This is a genomic window from Dietzia papillomatosis NBRC 105045, from assembly GCF_001570845.1.
In the GTDB taxonomy this organism is placed as follows: Bacteria; Actinomycetota; Actinomycetes; order Mycobacteriales; family Mycobacteriaceae; genus Dietzia; species Dietzia cinnamea.
On sequence record NZ_BCSL01000029.1, the window covers coordinates 1 to 18994 of the forward strand.

The following is an 18994-nucleotide window of genomic DNA, read 5'->3' on the forward strand; positions in this document are numbered from 1 at the left end:
GGACTCAACGTCGCCCAGCCCGCCCACCGCCGCATCACAGACGGTGACACCCGCCCATACGCAGTCACGAGGTCAGACAGTAGACCTCGGCGCCCCCGATGAACAGTAGGTGTTCGCGCCCGGTGATCCGCCTGCGTATCACCGCAGCGTGCGGCCCACGACCCCCGCGTAGATCTCCTGCGCCAACCGCTCCGCGCCCTCCACGAGCGCGGCGACGGCGGCCGGATCGACGCCACCCGCCGCGGGCACCCCGGAGACGACGGAGCGCGGGTCCTCGTCCGCCGCCACAGAACTCCACCGCGACCCGGCGGCGAGCAGCGACCCGTGCTTGACGTCGTAGTAGGCCGACCCCGACCGCAATGCCACCCCGGAGGCCCCGCGGGCCGCCGCGAAGAGATGCGGATGGAAACGGGTGGTCAGCCAGACTTGCCCAGGCCGGGCGGGCAGACCCGTAGCCCACAGTTCCTGGAACGGTACGAAACGCGCACGGGCCAACCGCAGGTCAGCCAGGGCGCGGCCCACCTCGTCGTCGTCGCTGTCTCCGCCCCGTCCACCGTCGGCACCGGACGCGGCCGCGGCGCGCGCACACACCCTGTCCCACACCACCCGGTCCCCACCGGGGATCGACTCGACGACGGTGATCCGCTCGCCCGGCACCGCCCACGCGGCGAGGATCCGCGCGACGGTGGCGGCGAGGACCTCCGGCTCCACCAGGTCGGACTGGGCGCAGAGCACCAGGTCGCGGCACGCGTCCGGGTCGGGCGAGTAGACGGGGTGGTCGCCGGCCTCGACGACACCCGCCGCCGACAGGGCGAGCCAGCCGTCGTCGGCCACGTGGCGGACCGGCACCCCCGTGCCCGCGAGGAGCTCGAACGAGTCGGCGTCACGGACGGTGACCAGGTCGTAGTCGCGCAACGCCCCCGCCAACCGTCCGGCGTCCCCGCACGGCACGAACCCCTGACCGGTGGCCACCACGCGCGCGCCCGCCGCCCGGCCGGCCTCCCCCGCCGCCGCGACCACGCCCAGGTGATGCGGCCACAGGTCGTTGACGAAGCCGCCGCCGATGAGGTGGACCACAGACGCGCTGCGTAGCAGGTCGATTCCCGTGGCCAGCGCCGGACGCAGCCCGGGGTCGCCCATCGCGGCGCGGCAGAACCCGATCGCCTCGTCGGCGCCGGTGTGCTCGGAGGCCAGGCGCCACAGGGTGTCGGTGAAGAGCACGTCCGGGTGCTCGGAATGGTGCAGGACCGCCGCCTGGCCGGGCGTGTGGCAGTCCACCACGACGGGCGTCCCCGGCAGTGCGTGCCGCAGGTAGCGCAGCCACCCCGCCAACAGCTGCTCGTCGCCGTGGTTGGGGTGGCCGGCCGGAGCGACGAGGTACACGGGCCGGTGGCCCTCCCGCGGCCGGCCCCACCGCGCGTCCGCGGTGGCGCGCACGGCGTCGAGCCGGCGTCGGGCCCGTCGTCTCAGGCGGGCGGCGGGCGCGGCTCGGCGAGTCGGCGTCATGACGTCAACCCTGCCGCACCCCCGTGGGGCCCCGCCGCCCGGGTCAGACCGCCGCCGGCCGCCGGACCGGACTGGGGGTCAGATCGGTGGGATCAGATCCGCACGAGCATCTTGCCCACGTTCGCGCCCTTCATCAGATCGAGGAACGCGTCGACCGAGTTGTCGATGCCGTCGACGACGGTCTCGTCGAACACGATCTCGCCCGAGGCGACCCACGGGCCGACCTTCTCCGCGAACTCCTTGAACAGATGCATGTACTTGTTCACCGTGAAGCCCTGCAGGGTGAGGCCGCGGGTGATGGCCTGCCACATGTTGTCCGGCCCCGGCGCACGCTCGGTGGCGTTGTACGAACTGATCGCGCCGCACAGGGCCAGTCGGCCCCCGTCGTTCATCAGGTCGAGCGCGGCCTCGAGGTGGTCACCGCCCACGTTGTCGAAGTAGACGTCGATCCCCTCGCCGTTCTCGCTGCCGAAGTGCTCGCGCAGGAGCTTCCGGACCGGGCCTTCCTTGTAGTTGATCGCCGCGTCGAACCCGTAGCGCTCGACGCACGTGGCCACCTTCTCCGGGCTGCCGGCCGAGCCGACGACCTTCGAGGCGCCCATCAGCGTGGCGATCTGCCCCACCGCCGAACCGACCGACCCGGCCGCGCCGGAGACGAACACGCTCTCGCCGGCCTGGAACCGGCCGATGTGCAACAGCCCGACGTACGCGGTGAGGCCCGTGGTCCCCAGGACGCCGAGATACGCCGAGATCGGCACCCCGTCCATCTCCTGCACCACGCGGAACTGCCGGGCGTCGCCCTGGGCGACGTCGCGCCACCCGTCGTTGTGCAGGACCACCGCGCCGACCGGGTGGTCGTCCGAGCGGGACTCGACGATCCTGCCCACGGCCGCGCCGGTCATGGTCTCGTCGAGCTCGAACGGCGGGATGTACGAGCGTCCCTCGTTCATCCGGCCCCGCATGTAGGGATCCACCGAGATGAACTCGTTGGCCACCCGGACCTCGCCCTCGGCGAGCTCGGGGAGGTCGACGGTGACCGTGCGGAAATTGTCGTGGGTCGGCCATCCGGTGGGACGGCTCGCGAGCTGGATCTGCGTACTGGTCGTCATCTCTCCTGTCTACGCGCCCTCGCGGCGGGGCTGCCACCGGCGGAACCTCTAGTACGCTGAGCCCTCGTGCAGGACCAGTCCCTTCCCGATCCGACCTCGGCGACGCTCCCCGACGAGCGCGTGCGGGGCGAGATCGTCAACGACTCCCACACCTTCCGCCGGGCCGTGGCCGACCTGCGCCAGGGGCTGAGCCAGCGCGAACTGTGGCTGTCCCTGGGCTGGCAGGACATCAAGCAGCGCTACCGCCGCTCTACCCTCGGCCCGCTGTGGATCACCATCGCCACCGGCGTCATGGCCGTGGCGCTCGGCCTGCTGTACTCGATCCTCTTCCAGATCCCGCTCGCCGACTTTCTCCCGCACGTCACCGTGGGCCTCATCATGTGGGGCTTCATCTCCGGCTGCATCAAGGAGGGCGCCGAGGTCTTCATCGCCAACGAGGGCCTCATCAAGCAGCTCCCCAGCGCCCTGAGCGTGCACGTCTACCGGCTGGTGTGGCGGCAGTTCCTGTTCCTGTGCCACAACCTGGTCATCTGGGTGGTGCTCATGGTGGTCTTCCCGCGGCCGCTGGGCTGGGAGCTCCTGCTGTCCGTGCTGGGGCTGGCGGTGCTCATGGTCAACGGTGTGTGGGTGTCCATGCTTTTCGGCATCCTCGCCACCCGGTTCCGGGACATCGCCCCTCTGCTGGACTCGATGGTGCAGCTGCTGTTCTACATGACCCCCATCGTGTGGACCACGCAGACGCTGTACGAGCAGGGCGGGCAGATCGCCGACCGCGCCCGCATCGCCGAGATCAACCCGCTCTACCACTACCTGGAGATCGTCCGCGCGCCCATGCTCGGCCAGTCCGTCGACGCCTACCACTGGTGGATCGTCCTGGCCTGCACGGCCGTCGGGTTGCTGCTGGCGTTCGTGGCGCTGCGCCGGTTCCGCTCCCGAGTCCCGTACTGGGTGTAGGAGGTACATCCCATGAGCTCCGTCGCGCCCACCCCCGGCGGCGTGTCCATCGACTGCGTGGACGCGTGCGTGGATTTCCCGATCTTCGACGCCAAATCGCGCTCCCTCAAGAAGGCGGTCCTCGGCTCCGCGGGGGGCGCGATCGGCCGGAACGCGTCCAACGTCGTCGTCGTCGAGGCCCTCAAGGACATCACCCTCTCCCTCCGCGAGGGGGACCGCGTGGGCCTGGTCGGGCACAACGGTGCCGGCAAGTCAACGCTGCTGCGGCTGCTGTCCGGCATCTACGAACCCACCCGCGGCGCGGCGCGGATCCGCGGCCGCGTGGCGCCCGTGTTCGACCTGGGCGTGGGCATGGACCCCGAGATCTCGGGGTACGAGAACATCATCATCCGCGGACTGTTCCTCGGCCAGACGCGCAAGCAGATGAAGGCCAAGGTCGACGAGATCGCCGACTTCACCGAGCTCGGCGACTACCTGGACATGCCGCTGCGCACCTACTCCACCGGCATGCGCGTGCGGCTGGCCATGGGCGTGGTGACCTCGATCGACCCCGAGATCCTTCTGCTCGACGAGGGCATCGGCGCCGTGGACGCGGAGTTCATGAAGAAGGCGCGGGTCAAGCTCGCCGACCTCGTCTCCCGCTCGGGCATCCTGGTCTTCGCCTCCCACTCCAACGAGTTCCTCGCGCAGCTGTGCGACTCGGCCATGTGGATCGACCACGGTCGCATCCGCCAGCGCGGCAGCATCGAGGAGATCGTCACCGCCTACGAGGGCCCCGAGGCCGGCCGCTCGATCGGCGAGTACATCGGCAGGATGCGTCATGAGAGCTGAGGGCGGGGCCGCCGCGGGAGACGCGGGCCGAAAAGCGGCCGACGCCCGCCGGGTCGTGGCCGTCGTGGTCACCCACCGCCGGCTCGAGCAGCTGCGCGAGTCCCTGGCCGTCGTGTGCGGCCAGACCCGCCCGATCGACCACCTGGTGGTGGTGGACAACGCCGACGAGCACGCCGTACGCGAGCTCGTCGAGTCGCAGCCGGTCGAGGCCACGTACATCGGCTCCAAGCACAACCTCGGCGGCGCGGGCGGCTTCGCACTGGGCATGCTGCACGCGCTGGCCACCGGCGCGGACCTCGTGTGGTGCGCGGACGACGACGGCCGCCCCGAGGGCCCCGACGTCCTGGCCACGCTGCTGCACTGCATGGACCGCCACGGCCTGGCCGAGGTCTCGCCGGTGGTGTGCGACCTCGCCGACCCCGACCGACTGGCCTTCCCCCTGCGGCGCGGCGTGGTGTGGCGGCGTCGGCGCTCGGAGCTGTTCACCGGAGCGGGCGCGGCCGGCGACGGGGAGACCACCGAGGACCTGCTGCCCGGCATCGCGTCGCTGTTCAACGGCGCCCTGTTCACCGCCGAGTGCCTGGACCGCGTGGGCGTGCCCGACCTGCGCCTGTTCATCCGCGGCGACGAGGTCGAGGTGCACCGGCGCCTGGTCCGCTCGGGGCTGCCGTTCGGCACGTGCCTGACCACCGCGTACCTGCACCCGCAGGGCTCGGACGAGTTCAAGCCGATCCTCGGCGGCCGCATGCACACGCAGTTCCCCGACGACCCGGTCAAGCGGCACTTCACCTACCGCAACCGCGGTTACGTCCTCACCCAGCCCGGCAACCGGCGGCTCATCCCGCAGGAGATCGTGCGATTCGGCTGGTACTTCCTCGTCTCGCGGCGTGATCCGGCGGGGTTCCGCGAGTGGCTGCGCCTGCAGCGCATGGGCGCGGGCGAGCGGTTCGAGAAGCCCGGCGCCTGACCCGCGAGAATCCGCTACCCCGACTCCGGATCCGCTACGCCCTGAGGGGTAGCGGATCCCGAGGGAAGGTAGCGGATTCGGGGGGCCGGGCCCGGGTGCCCGAGTGCCGGCATGCGGCAGGATGGGGGCATGACCGACTGGATCGCGCTGCAGTCCCGCGCCGCCGACCTCTACGACGAGGTGCTGCCCGCCGTCACCGACTGGGACGCCGCCACCCCGTGTAGCGACTGGACCGCGCGCGAGGTGCTGGCCCACGTGGTGGACGAGCAACTGTGGGTGCCGGGCCTGCTCGCCGGCGGCACGGTCGACGAGGTGGCCGACGACCTCGAGGACCGCCTGCGTCGCCTGCGCGACGCCTCCGGTCCCGAACTGGTGGAGGACTGGGAGTCGGTCACAGCGCCGGTGGGGGCGGCGTGGCGCGGGACGTGCGCCGGCGGCGCGGACACGGAGGTGCATCTGTCGTACGGACTCGCTCCCGCGAAGCACTACCTCGCCCAGCAGGTGTTCGACCTGGCCGTCCACGCGTGGGACATCGCCTCCTCGCAGGGCATGGACCTGCACTGGGGCGACGATCTCGAGCGGGCCGTGGTGGAGTTCGTCCGGACCGACCTCGCCGAGAACCCGGCGCCGGAGCTGTTCGACCCGGCGGTCCCGGGCTTCGACGGCCCGGACGTGTCGGCGCGGGACGAGGTGCTCGCGCTCACCGGCCGCGATCCCTCGGCCTGGCCGGCCCGGTAGGTCGCGGGGCCGCGGCACCGTGCCCTTCAGGCCTCGCGCAGAGCCGCCATCGGGCACTTGGCGACGGCCTTGCGGGCGCGCTTCTCGTGCTCGGAGGGGATGTCGTCGACCAGCAGGCGCACCACCTCGTCGTCGTCATCCAGCGCGAACACCGCCGGCGCCAGTCCCACGCACACCGCCTGTCCCTCGCACCGGTCCGGATCCACGATGATCCTCATGTCACGCCTCCCCGCCGAGGGCCCCGGGCCCCGTAGTCGATGGTTGTGGCCCTGAAAGTAGACAAAACACGGTGCCGTGTCCAGAGAATGAGCCAAATTGCCGGGAACCGAACTGACTCCCCGGTAAGTTACTATCGGTCGATGCCCAAGACCCTGCTGCACCGCTACACCTCGAGCCCCCTGGCGTTCCCCGTCCTGGCCTCGCTCTACCCGCCGCTGCTGGGGTCGGGGATCCGCATCAGGCACGTCGCCCCGGACTGGACCCGCGGCGAGCTGAACATGCACGTGGCGCCGTGGACCGCCAACACCAACGGCACCGCGTTCGGCGGCGCGCTGTTCGCCGCGACCGACGTCCTCTACGGGGCGCTGCTGTCCGGGCAACTGGGCGGCGGCTACCAGGTGTGGACCAAGAGCGCGACGATCGACTTCCGCTCCCCCGGCCGCGGCCGACTCCGGTGCGTCGTCGAGGTGCCGCACGCGGAGGCGGACTCGATCCGCGAACAGCTGACCACACGGTCCAGCACCAGCGTGGTCCACACCGCGGTCGTGACCGACAGCCGCGGCAGGACGGTCGTCGAGGCCCGGCACACGATGTTCATCCGACGCCGCAAGTAGCGCCGCCACCTGCGCGAACGTATCCGTGCCGACGGGCGGCGAGCATCCGTCGGGGGGTCGACACCGCCGCGCGCGGGTAGGATGATCCGGTCAACCGGCCCTCCCCGGAAAGGAAACCCCGTTGGGAGCCACCCCGCTCGCATGGTCGTTGTCAGTCGGCCTGATCGTCGCACTCCTCCTGTTCGACTACTTCTTCCATGTGCGCAAGGAGCACATTCCCACGATCAAAGAGTCGGCCATCTGGTCCTCGCTCTACGTGGGCGTCGCGGTCCTGTTCGGCTTCGCCGTGTGGATCTTCGGCGGCACGGACATGGGTATCGAGTACTTCGCCGGGTACCTCACCGAGAAGGCGCTCTCGGTGGACAACCTGTTCGTGTTCCTCCTGCTGTTGACGAGCTTCAAGGTGCCCAAGGCGGGTCAGCAGAAGGCGCTGCTGTTCGGCATCGTCTTCTCGATCATCGCCCGCACCGCGTTCATCTTCGTGGGCGCCGCACTGCTCAACCAGTTCAGCGCGCTGTTCTACGTGTTCGGCCTGTTCCTCATCGTCACCGCCGGCCGCCTGCTGGCCGAGGATGACGAGGACGACGACGAGGTCGACAACGTCATGGTCCGGTTCGCCAAGAAGGTCATCCCAGCGACCGATCACTACGACCACGACAAGCTGTTCACCGTCGAGAACGGCAAGCGCGTCATGACGCCCATGATGATCGTCATGGTCGCCATCGGCGGCACCGACATCATGTTCGCGCTGGACTCGATCCCCGCAATCTTCGGCCTCACCCAGAACGTCTTCATCGTCTTCACCGCCACCACGTTCTCGCTGCTCGGCCTGCGCCAGCTGTACTTCCTGCTGGAGGGCCTGCTCGACCGGCTGGTCTACCTCAAGTACGGCCTGGCGGCGATCCTGGGCTTCATCGGCGTCAAGCTGGTGCTGCACGCCCTGCACGAGAACAACCTGCCGTTCATCAACGGTGGCGAGCACGTCGACGTGGTCGAGGTGCCCACGCTGCTGTCGCTGGGCGTGATCGTGGTGGTGCTCGTCGTGACCATCGTGGCGTCGCTGGTCAGCCCCGCCGGCAAGGCCCTCACCGTCCTGGGCAACCTCAAGCGTTACTCGCGGGAGTACCTCAACAAGGACTTCACCGACGACCCGGTCGAGCGCGCCCGGCTGTGGAGCAAGATCCTCGAGAACGAGGACAAGCTCGGCACGATCGACCGCAAGTACTTCGGCAGCGAGGGCGACGTGTGGGAGCTCGAGCAGCTCCTGCGCCGGGTCTGGGACGAGCAGGGCCGCTACGAGAAGGCCACCGACTACACCCGCTGATCCGCCGTACCCACGGCATCCCGGCCCGCGGCCTCAGCGCCGCGGGCCGGACCACATCCCGTGCGGGTCGGCCGCGGGGTCATCGGCCGGCGGGTAGCGGACCTCGGACGACGGCCACCGGGCCCGCAGCACGGCGGCCGCGCGGCGGCCCGCGCCGGTGTCAGTCGCGCTGTAGTCATCCGCGGCCGGGGCCGCGATTCCCGGGGCGGCGGCTCCGTGGACCACGATCACCGTCCACCCTGCGTGCGACAACTGCTCGCGGTACCGCTCGGCGCCGCGACCCGGGTTCGGTGGCGTCGCGGAGTCCGCGGCGGTGAAGACCACGCAGCGGGCATCGGGATCGGCCAGCGGCAGCTCCACCGTGAAGTGCCCCATCCGCATGGTGTGCCCGTGCCGGAAGCCTTCGAGCCCTGCCGCTCGGAGCTCCAGTCGTACCCGCGTCGAGACGGCCGAACCCGACCGGGGGTCCGCCGCGCGGGCGACGGCTACGAAGTCCCGGGCGCCGCGGCCGGAGGGGTGCTCGAGCGCGCCCGCCAGCTGGCCCGGCAGCTCGGGCACCATCGCGCACAGCCGCTCCACCGACACCACCGCATCCTCGAACCCGAGGTCGCCGGCCAGGTCCCGGCAGGTCCGCAGCGGGGTGGTGACCCGCAACCCGTCGATCTCGGTGACAGCCGACGGCGGCAGGGTGCCGTAGCGGTAGATCCGACCCGGGCGGGACCGACGCGTCGAGGGCAGCCAGATCTCGGGTGGCGCATCCGCGGGCACCGAGTCGTCGCCCCACAGCAGGGCGGCGCTGCGGCCGCGCAGCACCCCGTCCGGCCAGGTCCGCGCCAGGGCGATACTGCGGAGCCGGAGGTCGTCGGGCTGGTCATCGCGTCGGTACATCCCGTGCCAGATCCGCTCGTACCGGTCGCGGTCCCGGGCGTCGGAGACGGCGGCTGCCAGCTCGGCCGTGGTGAGCGGGCCCGGCGGCAGCGCGAGGACGTCGGCCGGGGGCGCCGGCGCGGTCGGGGTCGAGGTCGGAGTGTCCATGCCACCTACTCTGCCCCGACGCCCCGCCGCGTTCCGGCTGTCCGCGGGTCCGGGGCTGGCCAGATGTGGAATTCGGGGCGGCTGTGGATCAGCCACCGCGATGCCGGTCTGAGGGGTCCGCTCGGAACCTAGGCTGGACCGGTGATCGAGTTCGCGCTCTTCTGCGCTCCCGCGGTGCTCTACGTGGTCGTGCAATCGCGTCGGGGCGACCGGTCACCCGCGGCCGCGCTCGACCGGATCGGTGCGCGATGGGGCGCGCCCTCGGCGTACGGGTGGGCGCTCCTCCTGCTCATCCCCCTGGTGGCGGCGAGCTGGTCGGCGATCGCGCTGATGCCCGCCGAGGTGGTGGACGATCCCGGCGTCACGGTCGCCCGGGTCACCTCGGCCGGGGCCGTCGTCGGCGTCGCGCTGCGGGCGGTGGGCGAGGAGGTGTTCTTCCGCGGGCTCCTCGGCGGCGTCCTCGTGCGTCGACTCGGATTCGCACGGGGCACCCTGCTGCAGGCGGCCGCGTTCGTCGTCCCGCACCTCGCCCTGCTCCTGATCGACGCCGGCCTGTGGCCGATCGTCGTCATCCAGTTCGCGGCGGGCTATGCGCTGGGGTGGCTCCGGCACCGGACCGGGACGTTCGTGCCCGGTGCCGTCGTCCACGTCGTCGCGAACGTCGTGGCCGGACTCGTCACCGCCTGAACGCGGCGGCGCCGCTACACCCCGTAGAGCCGCGCCCAGTTCTCCCGGGTGGTGAGCTCGGCCTGGGCCGCGCGCCACCGCCGCTGCGCGGCGGGCGCCTCGCGGACGAACCGGGCGAGCAGCGCCGCCAGCCGCTTCTGCAGCTCGGAGACCCGCGCCGGATCGACCTTCCGGTGGTGCACGCCGGTCTGCGAGGCGTCGGTCACGTAGACCTCGTCGAACAGCGACACGTGCCACCAGGCGGCGTCCTCGTACGGGATCGCCACGACGCCGCGGCGCTGCCGACCGAGCTTCTGGGTGAGCAGCCGCTTGGCCAGCACCTGGTCCTCGCGGTCCTCGCGCGGGATGCCCACCTTGCGCTCGACTCTGATCCCCGCGGGGAGCGCCTCCACGGCGAGCTTGGCGGTCTCGGGGTACTCCGCGCGCTCGGCCCGGATCGCTGCGAGCGCGGCCTGCCCGCCGTCGCCCACCCCGCGGGAGCCGTCGGGCCCGTCGAGGAACGCCTCGATCCCCCGCATCCGCGTGGCCGCCAGCCCGTACTGCATGCCCACCATCGCCCGAAGGACGCTGCGCCCGAGGTTCTTGGCCATGCTCTTCGGGTCGATCCCCTGCCGGATCGCGGCGGTGACCAGCGAGTTCCGCTGGGAGAAGAACTGGCCGAAGTCGTCGCCGTCCTTCCAGTAGAAGTCGGCGTGCCACACGGCCGCGCCCTGCAGCGTGCACGTCGGGATCCCGGCCTGACGGCACCGGAGGCCGTACTCGATGTCGTCCCACTGGAAGAAGTACGGCATCGGCAGGCCCACCTCCTCCACCGCCTCGCCGGGGACGAGGCAGGACCACCAGGCGTTGTACTCGGCGTCGATCCGCCGCTCCTGCCGGTTCTCGACCACCGACTCGTCGCGCAGCGCGTACTCGTCGGCGTCGAGGCCGCCGCGGAGCTCGTCGAGCTGCGTGCGCTCGGCCGAGACCAGCAGGTAGTCGGGGTTGTACAGGTACAGCATCTGCGCCCCGACCAGCATCGGCTCGCGCGTCACGGCGGCAAAGGCGAACAGTCGCAGGACCGTCTCCGGCTCCACCCGGACGTCGTCGTCCATGAGCAGTACGTCCACGGGCCCGGCGGCGCCCGGCGCGGTGGCCTCGAACAGGCCGCGGCTGAAGCCGCCGGCGCCGCCGAGGTTGGGCTGGCGCAGGTAGTGCAGCCGGTCGCCGAACTCCTCGGCCGCGTGTTGGAACGGCTCGCGGGTCTCCACCAGGTCGGTGCCCTGGTCCGTCACGTAGAGGTCGTCGACGAGGTCCGCGACGAGGGGATCCGAGGCCAGCGAGTCCACGGTGGCCGCACAGTCGTCCGCCCTGTTGAACGTGCAGATCGCCACGGCGGCGCGGCGGGCGGGCCTCGTCGTCGTCGTACTCCACACAACCTCCGACACGGTCGCCGGCGCGTCCACGGCGTGCAGCTCCAGCCACATCGCGCCACCGTCGGTGAACGCGTCCACCGGCACGTGCAGCACCGCCATCCCGTCACCGTGGTGGCGGACCACGTCCACCGTCCGCACGTGGGAGCCGATGTCGGAGGCGCGGACCAGCACGTCCAGCTGCCCGGTCGTCTCCACGGACACGCGCACGGTGAGCTCGGTGACCGAGGTCCACCGCTGCCAGTAGGAGGCCTCGAACCGGCCGAAGTACGTGTTGGTGTCGACGATCGCGCCGGCGTCCATGTGCAGCTCGGCGCGGGTACGTCGCACGACCCCGCGCACGATGCGCGAGTACAGGTCGTCGTTGACCCACCGGCGCGGGCCCGAGAACAGCGTGCGCTGGAGCAACAAGTCGCGCTCGGGCTGCGGGGCGGCGGTGTCGGTGCCCGCGGCGGTCACGGTGGTGGCGTCCATGAGGCGATGCGCTCCTGGTGGGGTCGGTGCGGGGACACGGCCCGTCGGGGCCGCGCGGCGGCGGGCCGCTCAGGGCCCGGTCGCGCCGTCCAGGCTAGTCGCCGGCCCGGCGGCGGCCGCGTCGACGACCGGTGAGTCGGTGTTCGGGGGCTGCACGGGCGGGGTGACCGGGGGGATCCCCGGCGGCGGCAGCAGCGGCGGGTGGTCCGCGGGCACCGGCAGAACCTCGTACAGCCGGGCGCCGGAGTTGCCCTCGACGAGCCGCAGGTGGGGGTTGAGGTCGAGCCCGATGAACCCGCCCGGCCGCCCCGGCCCGCCCACGACGCCGGTGCCGACGATCACCCAGCGCACGTCCTGCCGCAGCACCTCGTGCGTGACCGACGGGTCGAAGCCGTAGCGGTTGATCGAGGTGTACAGGATCATGCGGTCGGCGCCGACCTGCCCGACCGGGTCGTCGGCGAGCGGCGCGCCGAACACCACGGGCACCCCGTGCAGCGCGTACGCCCACGCGGTGCCGTCGAACGGGTCATTGAGGACCACGCCGCCCTCGTGCCGCTCGGCGAGCGCGTCGAGCACCGCGCGTTCGCGGGCGTTGACCGCCGGGCCGTCGCCGTAGCCCCACACCCGCAGGTCGCGGGCCAGGACCGCGTGCCCGGAGACCGTGAGCAGCCCCAGCACGGCCACCACCACGACGCCGGTCCGCGCGGCCGGGCGGCGGGCCGAACCGAGCGGGACGAGCGCCCGCACGCCCGCGCCGGCCAGCACGGCCGACGGCAGCACCAGCAGGGAGGCGAACCGGTAGAAGTCGTCCCACCAGAAGCCGGTGAACACCCGCACCCAGTCGCCGTGCACCGCCGCGGCCAGCACGTACAGCGCGCCGTAGACCACGAGCGCGGCGGCGGGGGCGGCGAGCGGGCGACGGCGCCGCGGGTCCACGACCGCCACCGCCAGGCCCACGAGCACCGCGACCGCCATCCCGATCGAGGACAGCGCGGTGGGCCCGAGGTCGAACACCCCGGCCACCGCGCGCGGCACACCCACCTCGCGCGGCCACGAGAACCCGGCGAGCGACTCGGTGGTCCCGGCCGAGACCATGGTCACCGACCACAGCACGTACGGGGCCGCCGCGACCGCGGCCAGCGCGAAGCCGCCGAGGACCGCGAACCTGGGCCGCGCGCCGGGCGCGGCGACCACCCCGGCGACGGCCTGGGCCGCCAGCGGGATCGCCGCCGCGAGCGCCACCGACGGGTGCACCGACCACGCCCCCGCCATGCCCGCCCCGAGCAGCGCCGCGTGCGCGAGCACACGCGGCCGCCGCGCGGCGAGCTGCTCGCCCAGCAGGACCAGGCCCGGGATCACCGCCACGCCCAGCGCGAACGGCAGCACCGGGCCGCGGCCCAGCGCGAGGTACGGGAAGGTCCACGCCGCGCCCGCCACGACCGCCGCGCCGACCGCCGCGAGCCGCGACCCGCCGCACAGCCGCCCCGCCAGGACCGCGACGCCCAGCACGAACACCACGCCGGTGACCGCCGAGACCGCGTTGAGGGCCTCCGGCAGCCCGCCGCCCACGCCCAGCAGCAGGGACGCCAGCGCGTGATAGGTGTCCGGGTAGAAGAAGTGCGGGTTGGCGGGCTGGCTCACCGGCGCGAGGTCGGTGAGACCGGCCCGCCCCGTCTCGGCGATGAACCGCGTGGCGCCGCCGTGGAAGATCGCGTCCCAGCCCTGCGGGATGGCCGTGAGAGCGCGGGTGGCGACGAGGACCTGGACCGCCGGGACGAGGGCCAGAGCGACGACGACGAGGTCGACCACCCCCGGGCCCGGCCCGCGACCGCGCACCTCGTCGTCGTCATCGGACCCCTCGCCCCGCCGCCACGTCCCCCGGTCGGCGACCCGGGCGGCGATCCCGAGCGCGGCGGCGGCGAGCAGCCCACGAGGGCGGTCACGCCCGCCGAGGCGAGGCCCCACCGCACGTCGGCGGCGGCCGTGACCGCGCACCCGACCGCCACCACAGCGGTGGTCAGGGCGGGGCCCGCGGCGAGCGCGTCCCGCCACCGCGCGCCGGCGGCCAGGCAGATCAGCGCGCCCGGCACGACCAGCAGCGCCAGCGCGGCGGCGAGCAGGAGCGCGACGGACATGCCGGTCAGCGGACCCGGAAGATCACAGTCCGCTGGACGATGAAGTTGGTGACGGTCGCGACGCCCTGGGCGATGACATACCCGATGGTCGTGGCCCAGAAGGTGCTCCAGTCCAGTCCGTGGAAGAACGGCACGAGGACCATGAACAGACCCCACTGCACGCCGAACATGAGGGCGTACAGGCACATCGTGGCGATGAACCGCGCCCGCGACGGCTCGGCCCGGAACGTCCACCGGCGGTTGATGCCGTACGCGGTGAGCGTGCCCGCGACGAACGACAGCGCCTTGGCCGGGCCGTAGCCCAGACCGGCCAGCATGAGCAGCTGCAGCAGGCCGTAGTCGACGACCGCCGAGAGCACCCCGGTGAGGAAGAACCGCACGATCTGCGTCTTGAGATCGGCGCCCTCCCGCGGGTCGGACTCGTGGTGCGACTCCAGCGGGTCCACCGCGCCGCGCAGGGAGTCGAGGACGGAATCGACAGGATCGGCCGGATCGGTCGGGTCGGCCGGATCGGTCGGGTCGGCGGAGTCGCTCCTGGCGCCGGCGTCTCTCGGGGAAGAACTCACCAGCACAGGGTAGGCCGCGGCTCCGACGAGTGAACATCCACACAGGGGGCTTGTGCGGCCCCGGCGGGCGTGTCATCCTTTCTCCATCGCGGGCACACCAGCCCGTTTCCGGTCGAACCGGCCGGCGACACCTCCGCCGACCCCGTCCGACCCCGCTGGAGCGATCCGCTCGCGGCACACCCCATCTCTTCTCGGCGCCCACGCCACGAGGTCCGCGCCTTCTTTCCCGGGTGAGCCGCCGTCGCTTCCACCCCCACGCACCCGAACGACCCCCCACGTCGTCCCGCCCCGGCGGTGACGCGCCGGGCCCGTCGTCCTTCCACGACCAGGAGTGAGTCCCATGTCGCAATACCGCAGCCCCGCCATGAACAACGCGCCGACCGCGTTCTCCTACACGCCCACCGGGCGGGCGATCCCGCCGTCGTCGCCGCTGCGCACGCCCAACCATCGCCCGGCGTCGCCGTCGTACACGCCCACCGGACGCGTCGTCCTGTCGACGCCCGCCACCCGCGGCTCCGCGTAGGACGAGCCCACCCCCGACCCCGCGGTTCGCGCGCGCCGGTCACCCCCGGCGCGCGCGACGCCTCCGCCGCCGACCGCGCCGTATACCGTGAGCGCATGAGGTCGCGGCGTCCCCTCCGTCCCGGCCGCGCGGTCGCGGCGGCACTCCTTGCGCTGACGTGCGCGCTCACCGCGGCGCCCGCCGGAGCCGCTCAGCCCACCGGTGCGGCGTCGTCCGCGGTCACGGTCCCCGACCCGTTCGCCGCGCTCCGGCCCGCGCCCGAGCACGAGCGCACGCCCGAGCGCTACCTGCCCAGTCCGTCCCCGGACCCCTGGTACTCGTCGCCGCCGACCGTCGACCCCGCGACCGCCCCGGGGACGATCCTCGCCACGCGAGAGGTGACGATCCCGCCGCACAACGTCCGCAACTTCGGCCGCGGCTGGCAGGTCCTGGTCCAGAGCACCGACTCCCACGACCGCCCGCAGCAGATCGTGTCCACGCTCATCGAGCCGGCCACCCCGTGGCCCGGGCCCGATCCGCGGCCGCTCGTGTCGTTCAACGTCACGATCGACTCGCTCGGCCTGACGTGCATGCCGTCCCACACGCTGCCGCACACGCTCAACCTCGAGCTCCCGCCGTTCCTGCAGATCCTCGCCGACCGCGGCTACGGCCTGGTCGTCACCGACTTCCAGGGGCCCAGGGCGGCCTACGCGGCGGGGCGCGCCAACGGCCGCGCGGTGCTCGACGGGATCCGCGCAGCCCGCGCCTTCGTCCCACCCGGTGAGGCCGGCCCGCTGTTCGCCGACTCGCGGGTCGTGCAGGTCGGCTACTCCGGCGGCGGCATCGCCACGGGCTGGGCCGCCCAGCTGCAGCCCGTGTACGCCCCCGAGCTGACCGGCGTGCTCGTCGGCTCATCGGTCGGCGGCGTGCCCTCCGACTACTCCGACCTGTTCGACACCATGGACGGCACCATCGCCTCCGGCCTCTACCGCGCCGCCGTCCTGGGCCTGGCGCGCGAGTACCCCGAGCTGTACCCCCTTCTCAACGCCACCGGCGACGTGATCGCGCACCACCTCCGCGATGCCTGCGCCGCCGCCAACACCGCCGGGGGGCTCATCCCCGCGCCGCTGTCCGCCCTGACCGACGTCGATCCCCGCACGGACCCCACGGTCGCGGCCGTCCTGGCCCGCAACCGCCTGGGAACCCCCGACCCCGCCCATGGCGCTGACCCGCGGGAGGTACCGACCGGGCCGGTCCAGGTCTGGCACGGTGACGCCGCCGCGCCGATCGGCCCCGGACCGGGGTCCTCGCGGGGGCCGGGCGACCCGTTCGTCCCCGAGTGGACGGCCCGTCGGCTGGCGGACGAGTGGTGCGCGGCCGGTGCCGACGTCGAATACACGCCGGTGCCCGGCGAGCACATCCTCGCGGCCTACACCGCGGTCGGCCCGGCGCTGGACTGGGTCGACGACCGGGCACGCGGCGTCCCCTTCGACTCCGGCTGCCGGCCCGACTGACCGGCGCGGCCCGAGAGGGCGGGTCCTCGGCGAGCGAGCGGCCCTCGTCGTCGTCGTCATCTCTCCCTCATCTCCCCGTCGGCCGCGTCACACCCGGGCGCGGCGACGCGGCGGCCGGGCCCCGCCGGGCGGTAACCTCGACCGCGTGAGCACCGCGCAGAACACCCCACCGGCCCCGACCGCGCTGGACACCGAGCTCCGGCGCCTGACCGGCTGGGGCCGCACCGCCCCGGCGTTGAGCCACGTGCTGACCCCACGCTCGGTCGACGAGATCTCCGCGGCCGTCGCGGCGGTCAACGACTCCAACGCCTCCTCCCCAGCCCACCTGCGGCGCGGCGTGGTCGCCCGCGGCCTCGGCCGCTCGTACGGCGACAGCGCCCAGAACTCCGGCGGACTCGTCGTGGACATGAGCCGGTTCAACCGCATCCACGAGCTCAATGCCGAGAAGGCGCTGGCAGTGGTCGACGCGGGCGTCAACCTCGACCAGCTCATGCGGGCGGCCCTGCCGTTCGGGCTGTGGGTGCCGGTCCTGCCGGGCACACGGCAGGTGACCGTCGGCGGTGCGATCGGCCACGACATCCACGGCAAGAACCACCACTCCGCCGGCTCGTTCGGCAACCACGTCACGCGCATGGAACTGCTCGTCGCGGACGGCCGCGTGCTCACGCTCGAGCCGAGCGGAACCGCCGACGACCCCGACGGAACGCTGTTCTGGGCCACCGTCGGCGGCAACGGCCTCACCGGCATCGTGCTCAAGGTGTGGATCGCGATGACGCGCACGGAGACGGCGTTCTTCCTCGCCGACGACGACCAGACCTCGAGCCTCGACGAGACGATCGCCCTGCACACCGACGGGTCGGAGTCGAAGTACACCTACTCGTCCGCGTGGTTCGACGCGATCAGCGCGCCCCCCAAGCTCGGCCGGGCCGCGGTCTCGCGCGGGTCGCTGGCCACGCTGGCCCAGCTCGAGGAGTACGCGCCCAAGCTGGCGAAGAACCCGCTGGCGATGGACGCCAAGCCGCTCATCACGTTCCCCGACGTGTTCCCCAACGGGCTGGCCAACAAGTACACCTTCGGCCCCATCGGCGAGGTCTACTACCGGCTCGGCGGGACGTCGCGGAACCAGATCAAGACGTTGCCGGCGTTCTACCACATGCTCGACCTGTTCTCGGAGTGGAACCGGGCCTACGGATCCAAGGGGTTCCTGCAGTACCAGTTCATCGTCCCGCCCGGCGCGGTCGAGGGCTTCAAGGAGATCATCGGCGACATCCAGCGGTCCGGGCACTATTCGTTCCTCAACGTGTTCAAGCTGTTCGGACCCGGCAACCAGGCGCCGCTGTCCTTCCCCATGGAGGGCTGGAACGTGTGCGTGGACTTCCCCATCAACGACCGGCTCAACAGCTTCGTCAACCACCTCGACGCCAAGGTCATGTCGATGGGCGGGCGGCTCTACACGGCCAAGGACTCGCGCGTCCCGGCCGGGCGGTTCCACGCCATGTACCCGGAGATCGACTCGTGGATCGCCACCCGCCGCGGCATCGACCCCCACGGGGTGTTCGCCTCCGACATGGGCCGGCGGCTCGAACTGCTCTGAGCGGGTGAGCGCCCCCAGCGGTGTCGGGGCCCGTCGGTAGACTCCTGCCCATGATCAATGCCGTCGGCGTCCCCCAGACCCTGCTCCTGCTCGGTGGAACCTCCGAGATCGGCCTGGCCATCTGTGCCGAGTACCTGCAGCAGGGACCGATGCGCGTGATCCTGGCCTGCTTGCCCGGGGACCCGGGTGTGGACGACGCCCGGGCGGAGATGAAGGCCGCCGGCGCGAGCGCCGTGGAGGTCGTGGACTTCGACGCCGCGGCCACCGACACGCACCCGGCCGCGTTCGAGACGATCTTCGGCGGCGGGGACGTCGACGTGGCGATCGTCGCGTTCGGCCTCCTCGGGGACAACGAGGAACTCTGGTCCGACCAGCGCAAGGCGGTCCAGATCGCGCAGATCAACTACACCGGTGCCGTCTCGGTGGGCGTACTGCTCGCCGAGCGGATGAAGAGCCAGGGCTTCGGCCGGATCATCGCCATGAGCTCGGCCGCCGGACTGCGGGCCCGCCGCTCCAACTTCGTCTACGGCTCCACCAAGGCGGGTCTGGACTCCTTCTACACCGGTCTCGGGTACGCGCTCGACGAGCACGGAGTGGACGTCCTGGTGATCCGCCCCGGTCAGGTGCGCACCCGGATGTCAGCGCACGTCAAGGAGGCGCCGCTGACCATCAACAAGGAGGAGGTCGCCCGGATCGCGGTGAAGAACGCCGGCGCAGGCAAGGGCGCGGTCTTCGCGCCGGCCGCGTTCGGCGGGGTCATGGCCGTGCTCACGCACGTGCCGCGCCCCATCTTCCGCAAGCTCCCCTTCTGAG

The 18994-nt window shown here is 72.3% G+C and carries 18 protein-coding genes; 11 read left to right on the forward strand and 7 right to left on the reverse strand.

Features of this window, described 5'->3' with window-relative positions; genetic code table 11:
* Positions 1-138: 138 nt before the first annotated feature.
* Both DPA01S_RS11030 and DPA01S_RS11035 read right to left on the reverse strand, forming a co-directional pair.
* Positions 139-1506, reverse strand: coding sequence for a polysaccharide pyruvyl transferase family protein (locus DPA01S_RS11030; RefSeq protein WP_061229487.1), 1368 nt, complete (start codon positions 1504-1506; stop codon positions 139-141).
* Positions 1507-1598: 92 nt separating this feature from the next.
* On the reverse strand, positions 1599-2615 hold the full coding sequence (locus DPA01S_RS11035) for an NADP-dependent oxidoreductase (RefSeq protein WP_061916225.1): 1017 nt from the start codon (positions 2613-2615) through the stop codon (positions 1599-1601).
* Between the two features lie 66 nt (positions 2616-2681).
* Between DPA01S_RS11035 and wzm the strand changes: the two genes are divergently transcribed.
* The 4 genes from wzm (at position 2682) to DPA01S_RS11055 (ending at position 6105) form a co-directional block, all read left to right on the forward strand.
* Positions 2682-3569, forward strand: coding sequence for a galactan export ABC transporter permease subunit Wzm/RfbD (wzm, locus tag DPA01S_RS11040; protein WP_061916228.1), 888 nt, complete (start codon positions 2682-2684; stop codon positions 3567-3569).
* Between the two features lie 12 nt (positions 3570-3581).
* Positions 3582-4400: a galactan export ABC transporter ATP-binding subunit Wzt/RfbE gene (wzt, locus tag DPA01S_RS11045; protein WP_061229490.1), complete on the forward strand. Its 819-nt coding sequence runs from the start codon at positions 3582-3584 to the stop codon at positions 4398-4400.
* The gene (glfT1, locus tag DPA01S_RS11050) at positions 4390-5367 is read left to right on the forward strand and encodes a galactofuranosyltransferase GlfT1 (RefSeq protein WP_061229491.1); all 978 of its coding nucleotides are present in this window, start codon (positions 4390-4392) and stop codon (positions 5365-5367) included. The genes wzt and glfT1 overlap by 11 nt, the downstream gene beginning before the upstream one ends.
* A gap of 129 nt (positions 5368-5496) precedes the next feature.
* Positions 5497-6105, forward strand: coding sequence for a TIGR03086 family metal-binding protein (locus DPA01S_RS11055; protein ID WP_061916231.1), 609 nt, complete (start codon positions 5497-5499; stop codon positions 6103-6105).
* 26 nt (positions 6106-6131) lie between these two features.
* Here DPA01S_RS11055 and DPA01S_RS11060 read toward each other — a convergent pair whose 3' ends face one another.
* Positions 6132-6323 (reverse strand): ferredoxin, encoded by a 192-nt coding sequence (locus tag DPA01S_RS11060; RefSeq protein ID WP_061229493.1) that lies wholly within the window; start codon positions 6321-6323, stop codon positions 6132-6134.
* A gap of 141 nt (positions 6324-6464) precedes the next feature.
* Here DPA01S_RS11060 and DPA01S_RS11065 point away from each other — a divergent pair, with 141 nt between their 5' ends.
* Complete coding sequence (locus DPA01S_RS11065; protein ID WP_061229494.1) at positions 6465-6938, forward strand: PaaI family thioesterase; 474 nt, start codon at positions 6465-6467, stop codon at positions 6936-6938.
* A 121-nt stretch (positions 6939-7059) separates the two neighbouring features.
* Positions 7060-8262: a TerC family protein gene (locus tag DPA01S_RS11070; protein ID WP_007633392.1), complete on the forward strand. Its 1203-nt coding sequence runs from the start codon at positions 7060-7062 to the stop codon at positions 8260-8262.
* 33 nt (positions 8263-8295) lie between these two features.
* Here the strand turns inward: DPA01S_RS11070 and DPA01S_RS11075 are convergent, their stop codons facing one another.
* Entirely contained in the window at positions 8296-9297 is a 1002-nt protein-coding gene (locus DPA01S_RS11075) for a hypothetical protein (protein ID WP_061916234.1), read from the reverse strand.
* A 141-nt stretch (positions 9298-9438) separates the two neighbouring features.
* Here DPA01S_RS11075 and DPA01S_RS11080 point away from each other — a divergent pair, with 141 nt between their 5' ends.
* A complete protein-coding gene (locus DPA01S_RS11080) occupies positions 9439-9984 on the forward strand; it encodes a CPBP family intramembrane glutamic endopeptidase (protein ID WP_061916237.1) in 546 nt (181 codons plus the stop codon).
* A gap of 14 nt (positions 9985-9998) precedes the next feature.
* Here the strand turns inward: DPA01S_RS11080 and DPA01S_RS11085 are convergent, their stop codons facing one another.
* From DPA01S_RS11085 to DPA01S_RS11095, 3 genes are all read right to left on the reverse strand, one after another.
* On the reverse strand, positions 9999-11870 hold the full coding sequence (locus DPA01S_RS11085; RefSeq protein ID WP_061916240.1) for a glycosyltransferase: 1872 nt from the start codon (positions 11868-11870) through the stop codon (positions 9999-10001).
* A gap of 69 nt (positions 11871-11939) precedes the next feature.
* On the reverse strand, positions 11940-13835 hold the full coding sequence (locus DPA01S_RS11090) for a DUF6541 family protein (protein ID WP_061916243.1): 1896 nt from the start codon (positions 13833-13835) through the stop codon (positions 11940-11942).
* Positions 13836-14010: 175 nt separating this feature from the next.
* On the reverse strand, positions 14011-14577 hold the full coding sequence (locus DPA01S_RS11095) for a GtrA family protein (protein WP_369691785.1): 567 nt from the start codon (positions 14575-14577) through the stop codon (positions 14011-14013).
* A 334-nt stretch (positions 14578-14911) separates the two neighbouring features.
* Between DPA01S_RS11095 and DPA01S_RS11100 the strand changes: the two genes are divergently transcribed.
* From DPA01S_RS11100 to dprE2, 4 genes are all read left to right on the forward strand, one after another.
* Positions 14912-15094 (forward strand): hypothetical protein, encoded by a 183-nt coding sequence (locus DPA01S_RS11100; RefSeq protein WP_061916246.1) that lies wholly within the window; start codon positions 14912-14914, stop codon positions 15092-15094.
* Positions 15095-15189: 95 nt separating this feature from the next.
* Positions 15190-16587: a lipase family protein gene (locus DPA01S_RS11105; protein WP_061916249.1), complete on the forward strand. Its 1398-nt coding sequence runs from the start codon at positions 15190-15192 to the stop codon at positions 16585-16587.
* A gap of 145 nt (positions 16588-16732) precedes the next feature.
* Positions 16733-18181, forward strand: a complete 1449-nt coding sequence (dprE1, locus tag DPA01S_RS11110) for a decaprenylphosphoryl-beta-D-ribose oxidase (protein ID WP_061916252.1) — start codon at positions 16733-16735, stop codon at positions 18179-18181.
* A 50-nt stretch (positions 18182-18231) separates the two neighbouring features.
* Positions 18232-18993, forward strand: a complete 762-nt coding sequence (gene dprE2 / locus DPA01S_RS11115; protein WP_061916255.1) for a decaprenylphospho-beta-D-erythro-pentofuranosid-2-ulose 2-reductase — start codon at positions 18232-18234, stop codon at positions 18991-18993.
* The last annotated feature ends 1 nt before the right edge of the window (position 18994 follow it).

What these genes read in the sequence shown, in the direction of transcription:
- DPA01S_RS11030 (WP_061229487.1), bottom strand. Translation starts at nt 1,506, where the DNA reads ATGACGCCGACTCGCCGAGCCGCGCCCGCCGCCCGCCTGAGACGACGG.
- DPA01S_RS11035 (WP_061916225.1), bottom strand. Translation starts at nt 2,615, where the DNA reads ATGACGACCAGTACGCAGATCCAGCTCGCGAGCCGTCCCACCGGATGG.
- wzt (WP_061229490.1), top strand. Translation starts at nt 3,582, where the DNA reads ATGAGCTCCGTCGCGCCCACCCCCGGCGGCGTGTCCATCGACTGCGTG.
- glfT1 (WP_061229491.1), top strand. Translation starts at nt 4,390, where the DNA reads ATGAGAGCTGAGGGCGGGGCCGCCGCGGGAGACGCGGGCCGAAAAGCG.
- DPA01S_RS11055 (WP_061916231.1), top strand. Translation starts at nt 5,497, where the DNA reads ATGACCGACTGGATCGCGCTGCAGTCCCGCGCCGCCGACCTCTACGAC.
- DPA01S_RS11060 (WP_061229493.1), bottom strand. Translation starts at nt 6,323, where the DNA reads ATGAGGATCATCGTGGATCCGGACCGGTGCGAGGGACAGGCGGTGTGC.
- DPA01S_RS11065 (WP_061229494.1), top strand. Translation starts at nt 6,465, where the DNA reads ATGCCCAAGACCCTGCTGCACCGCTACACCTCGAGCCCCCTGGCGTTC.
- DPA01S_RS11075 (WP_061916234.1), bottom strand. Translation starts at nt 9,297, where the DNA reads ATGGACACTCCGACCTCGACCCCGACCGCGCCGGCGCCCCCGGCCGAC.
- DPA01S_RS11085 (WP_061916240.1), bottom strand. Translation starts at nt 11,870, where the DNA reads ATGGACGCCACCACCGTGACCGCCGCGGGCACCGACACCGCCGCCCCG.
- DPA01S_RS11100 (WP_061916246.1), top strand. Translation starts at nt 14,912, where the DNA reads ATGTCGCAATACCGCAGCCCCGCCATGAACAACGCGCCGACCGCGTTC.
- DPA01S_RS11105 (WP_061916249.1), top strand. Translation starts at nt 15,190, where the DNA reads ATGAGGTCGCGGCGTCCCCTCCGTCCCGGCCGCGCGGTCGCGGCGGCA.
- dprE2 (WP_061916255.1), top strand. Translation starts at nt 18,232, where the DNA reads ATGATCAATGCCGTCGGCGTCCCCCAGACCCTGCTCCTGCTCGGTGGA.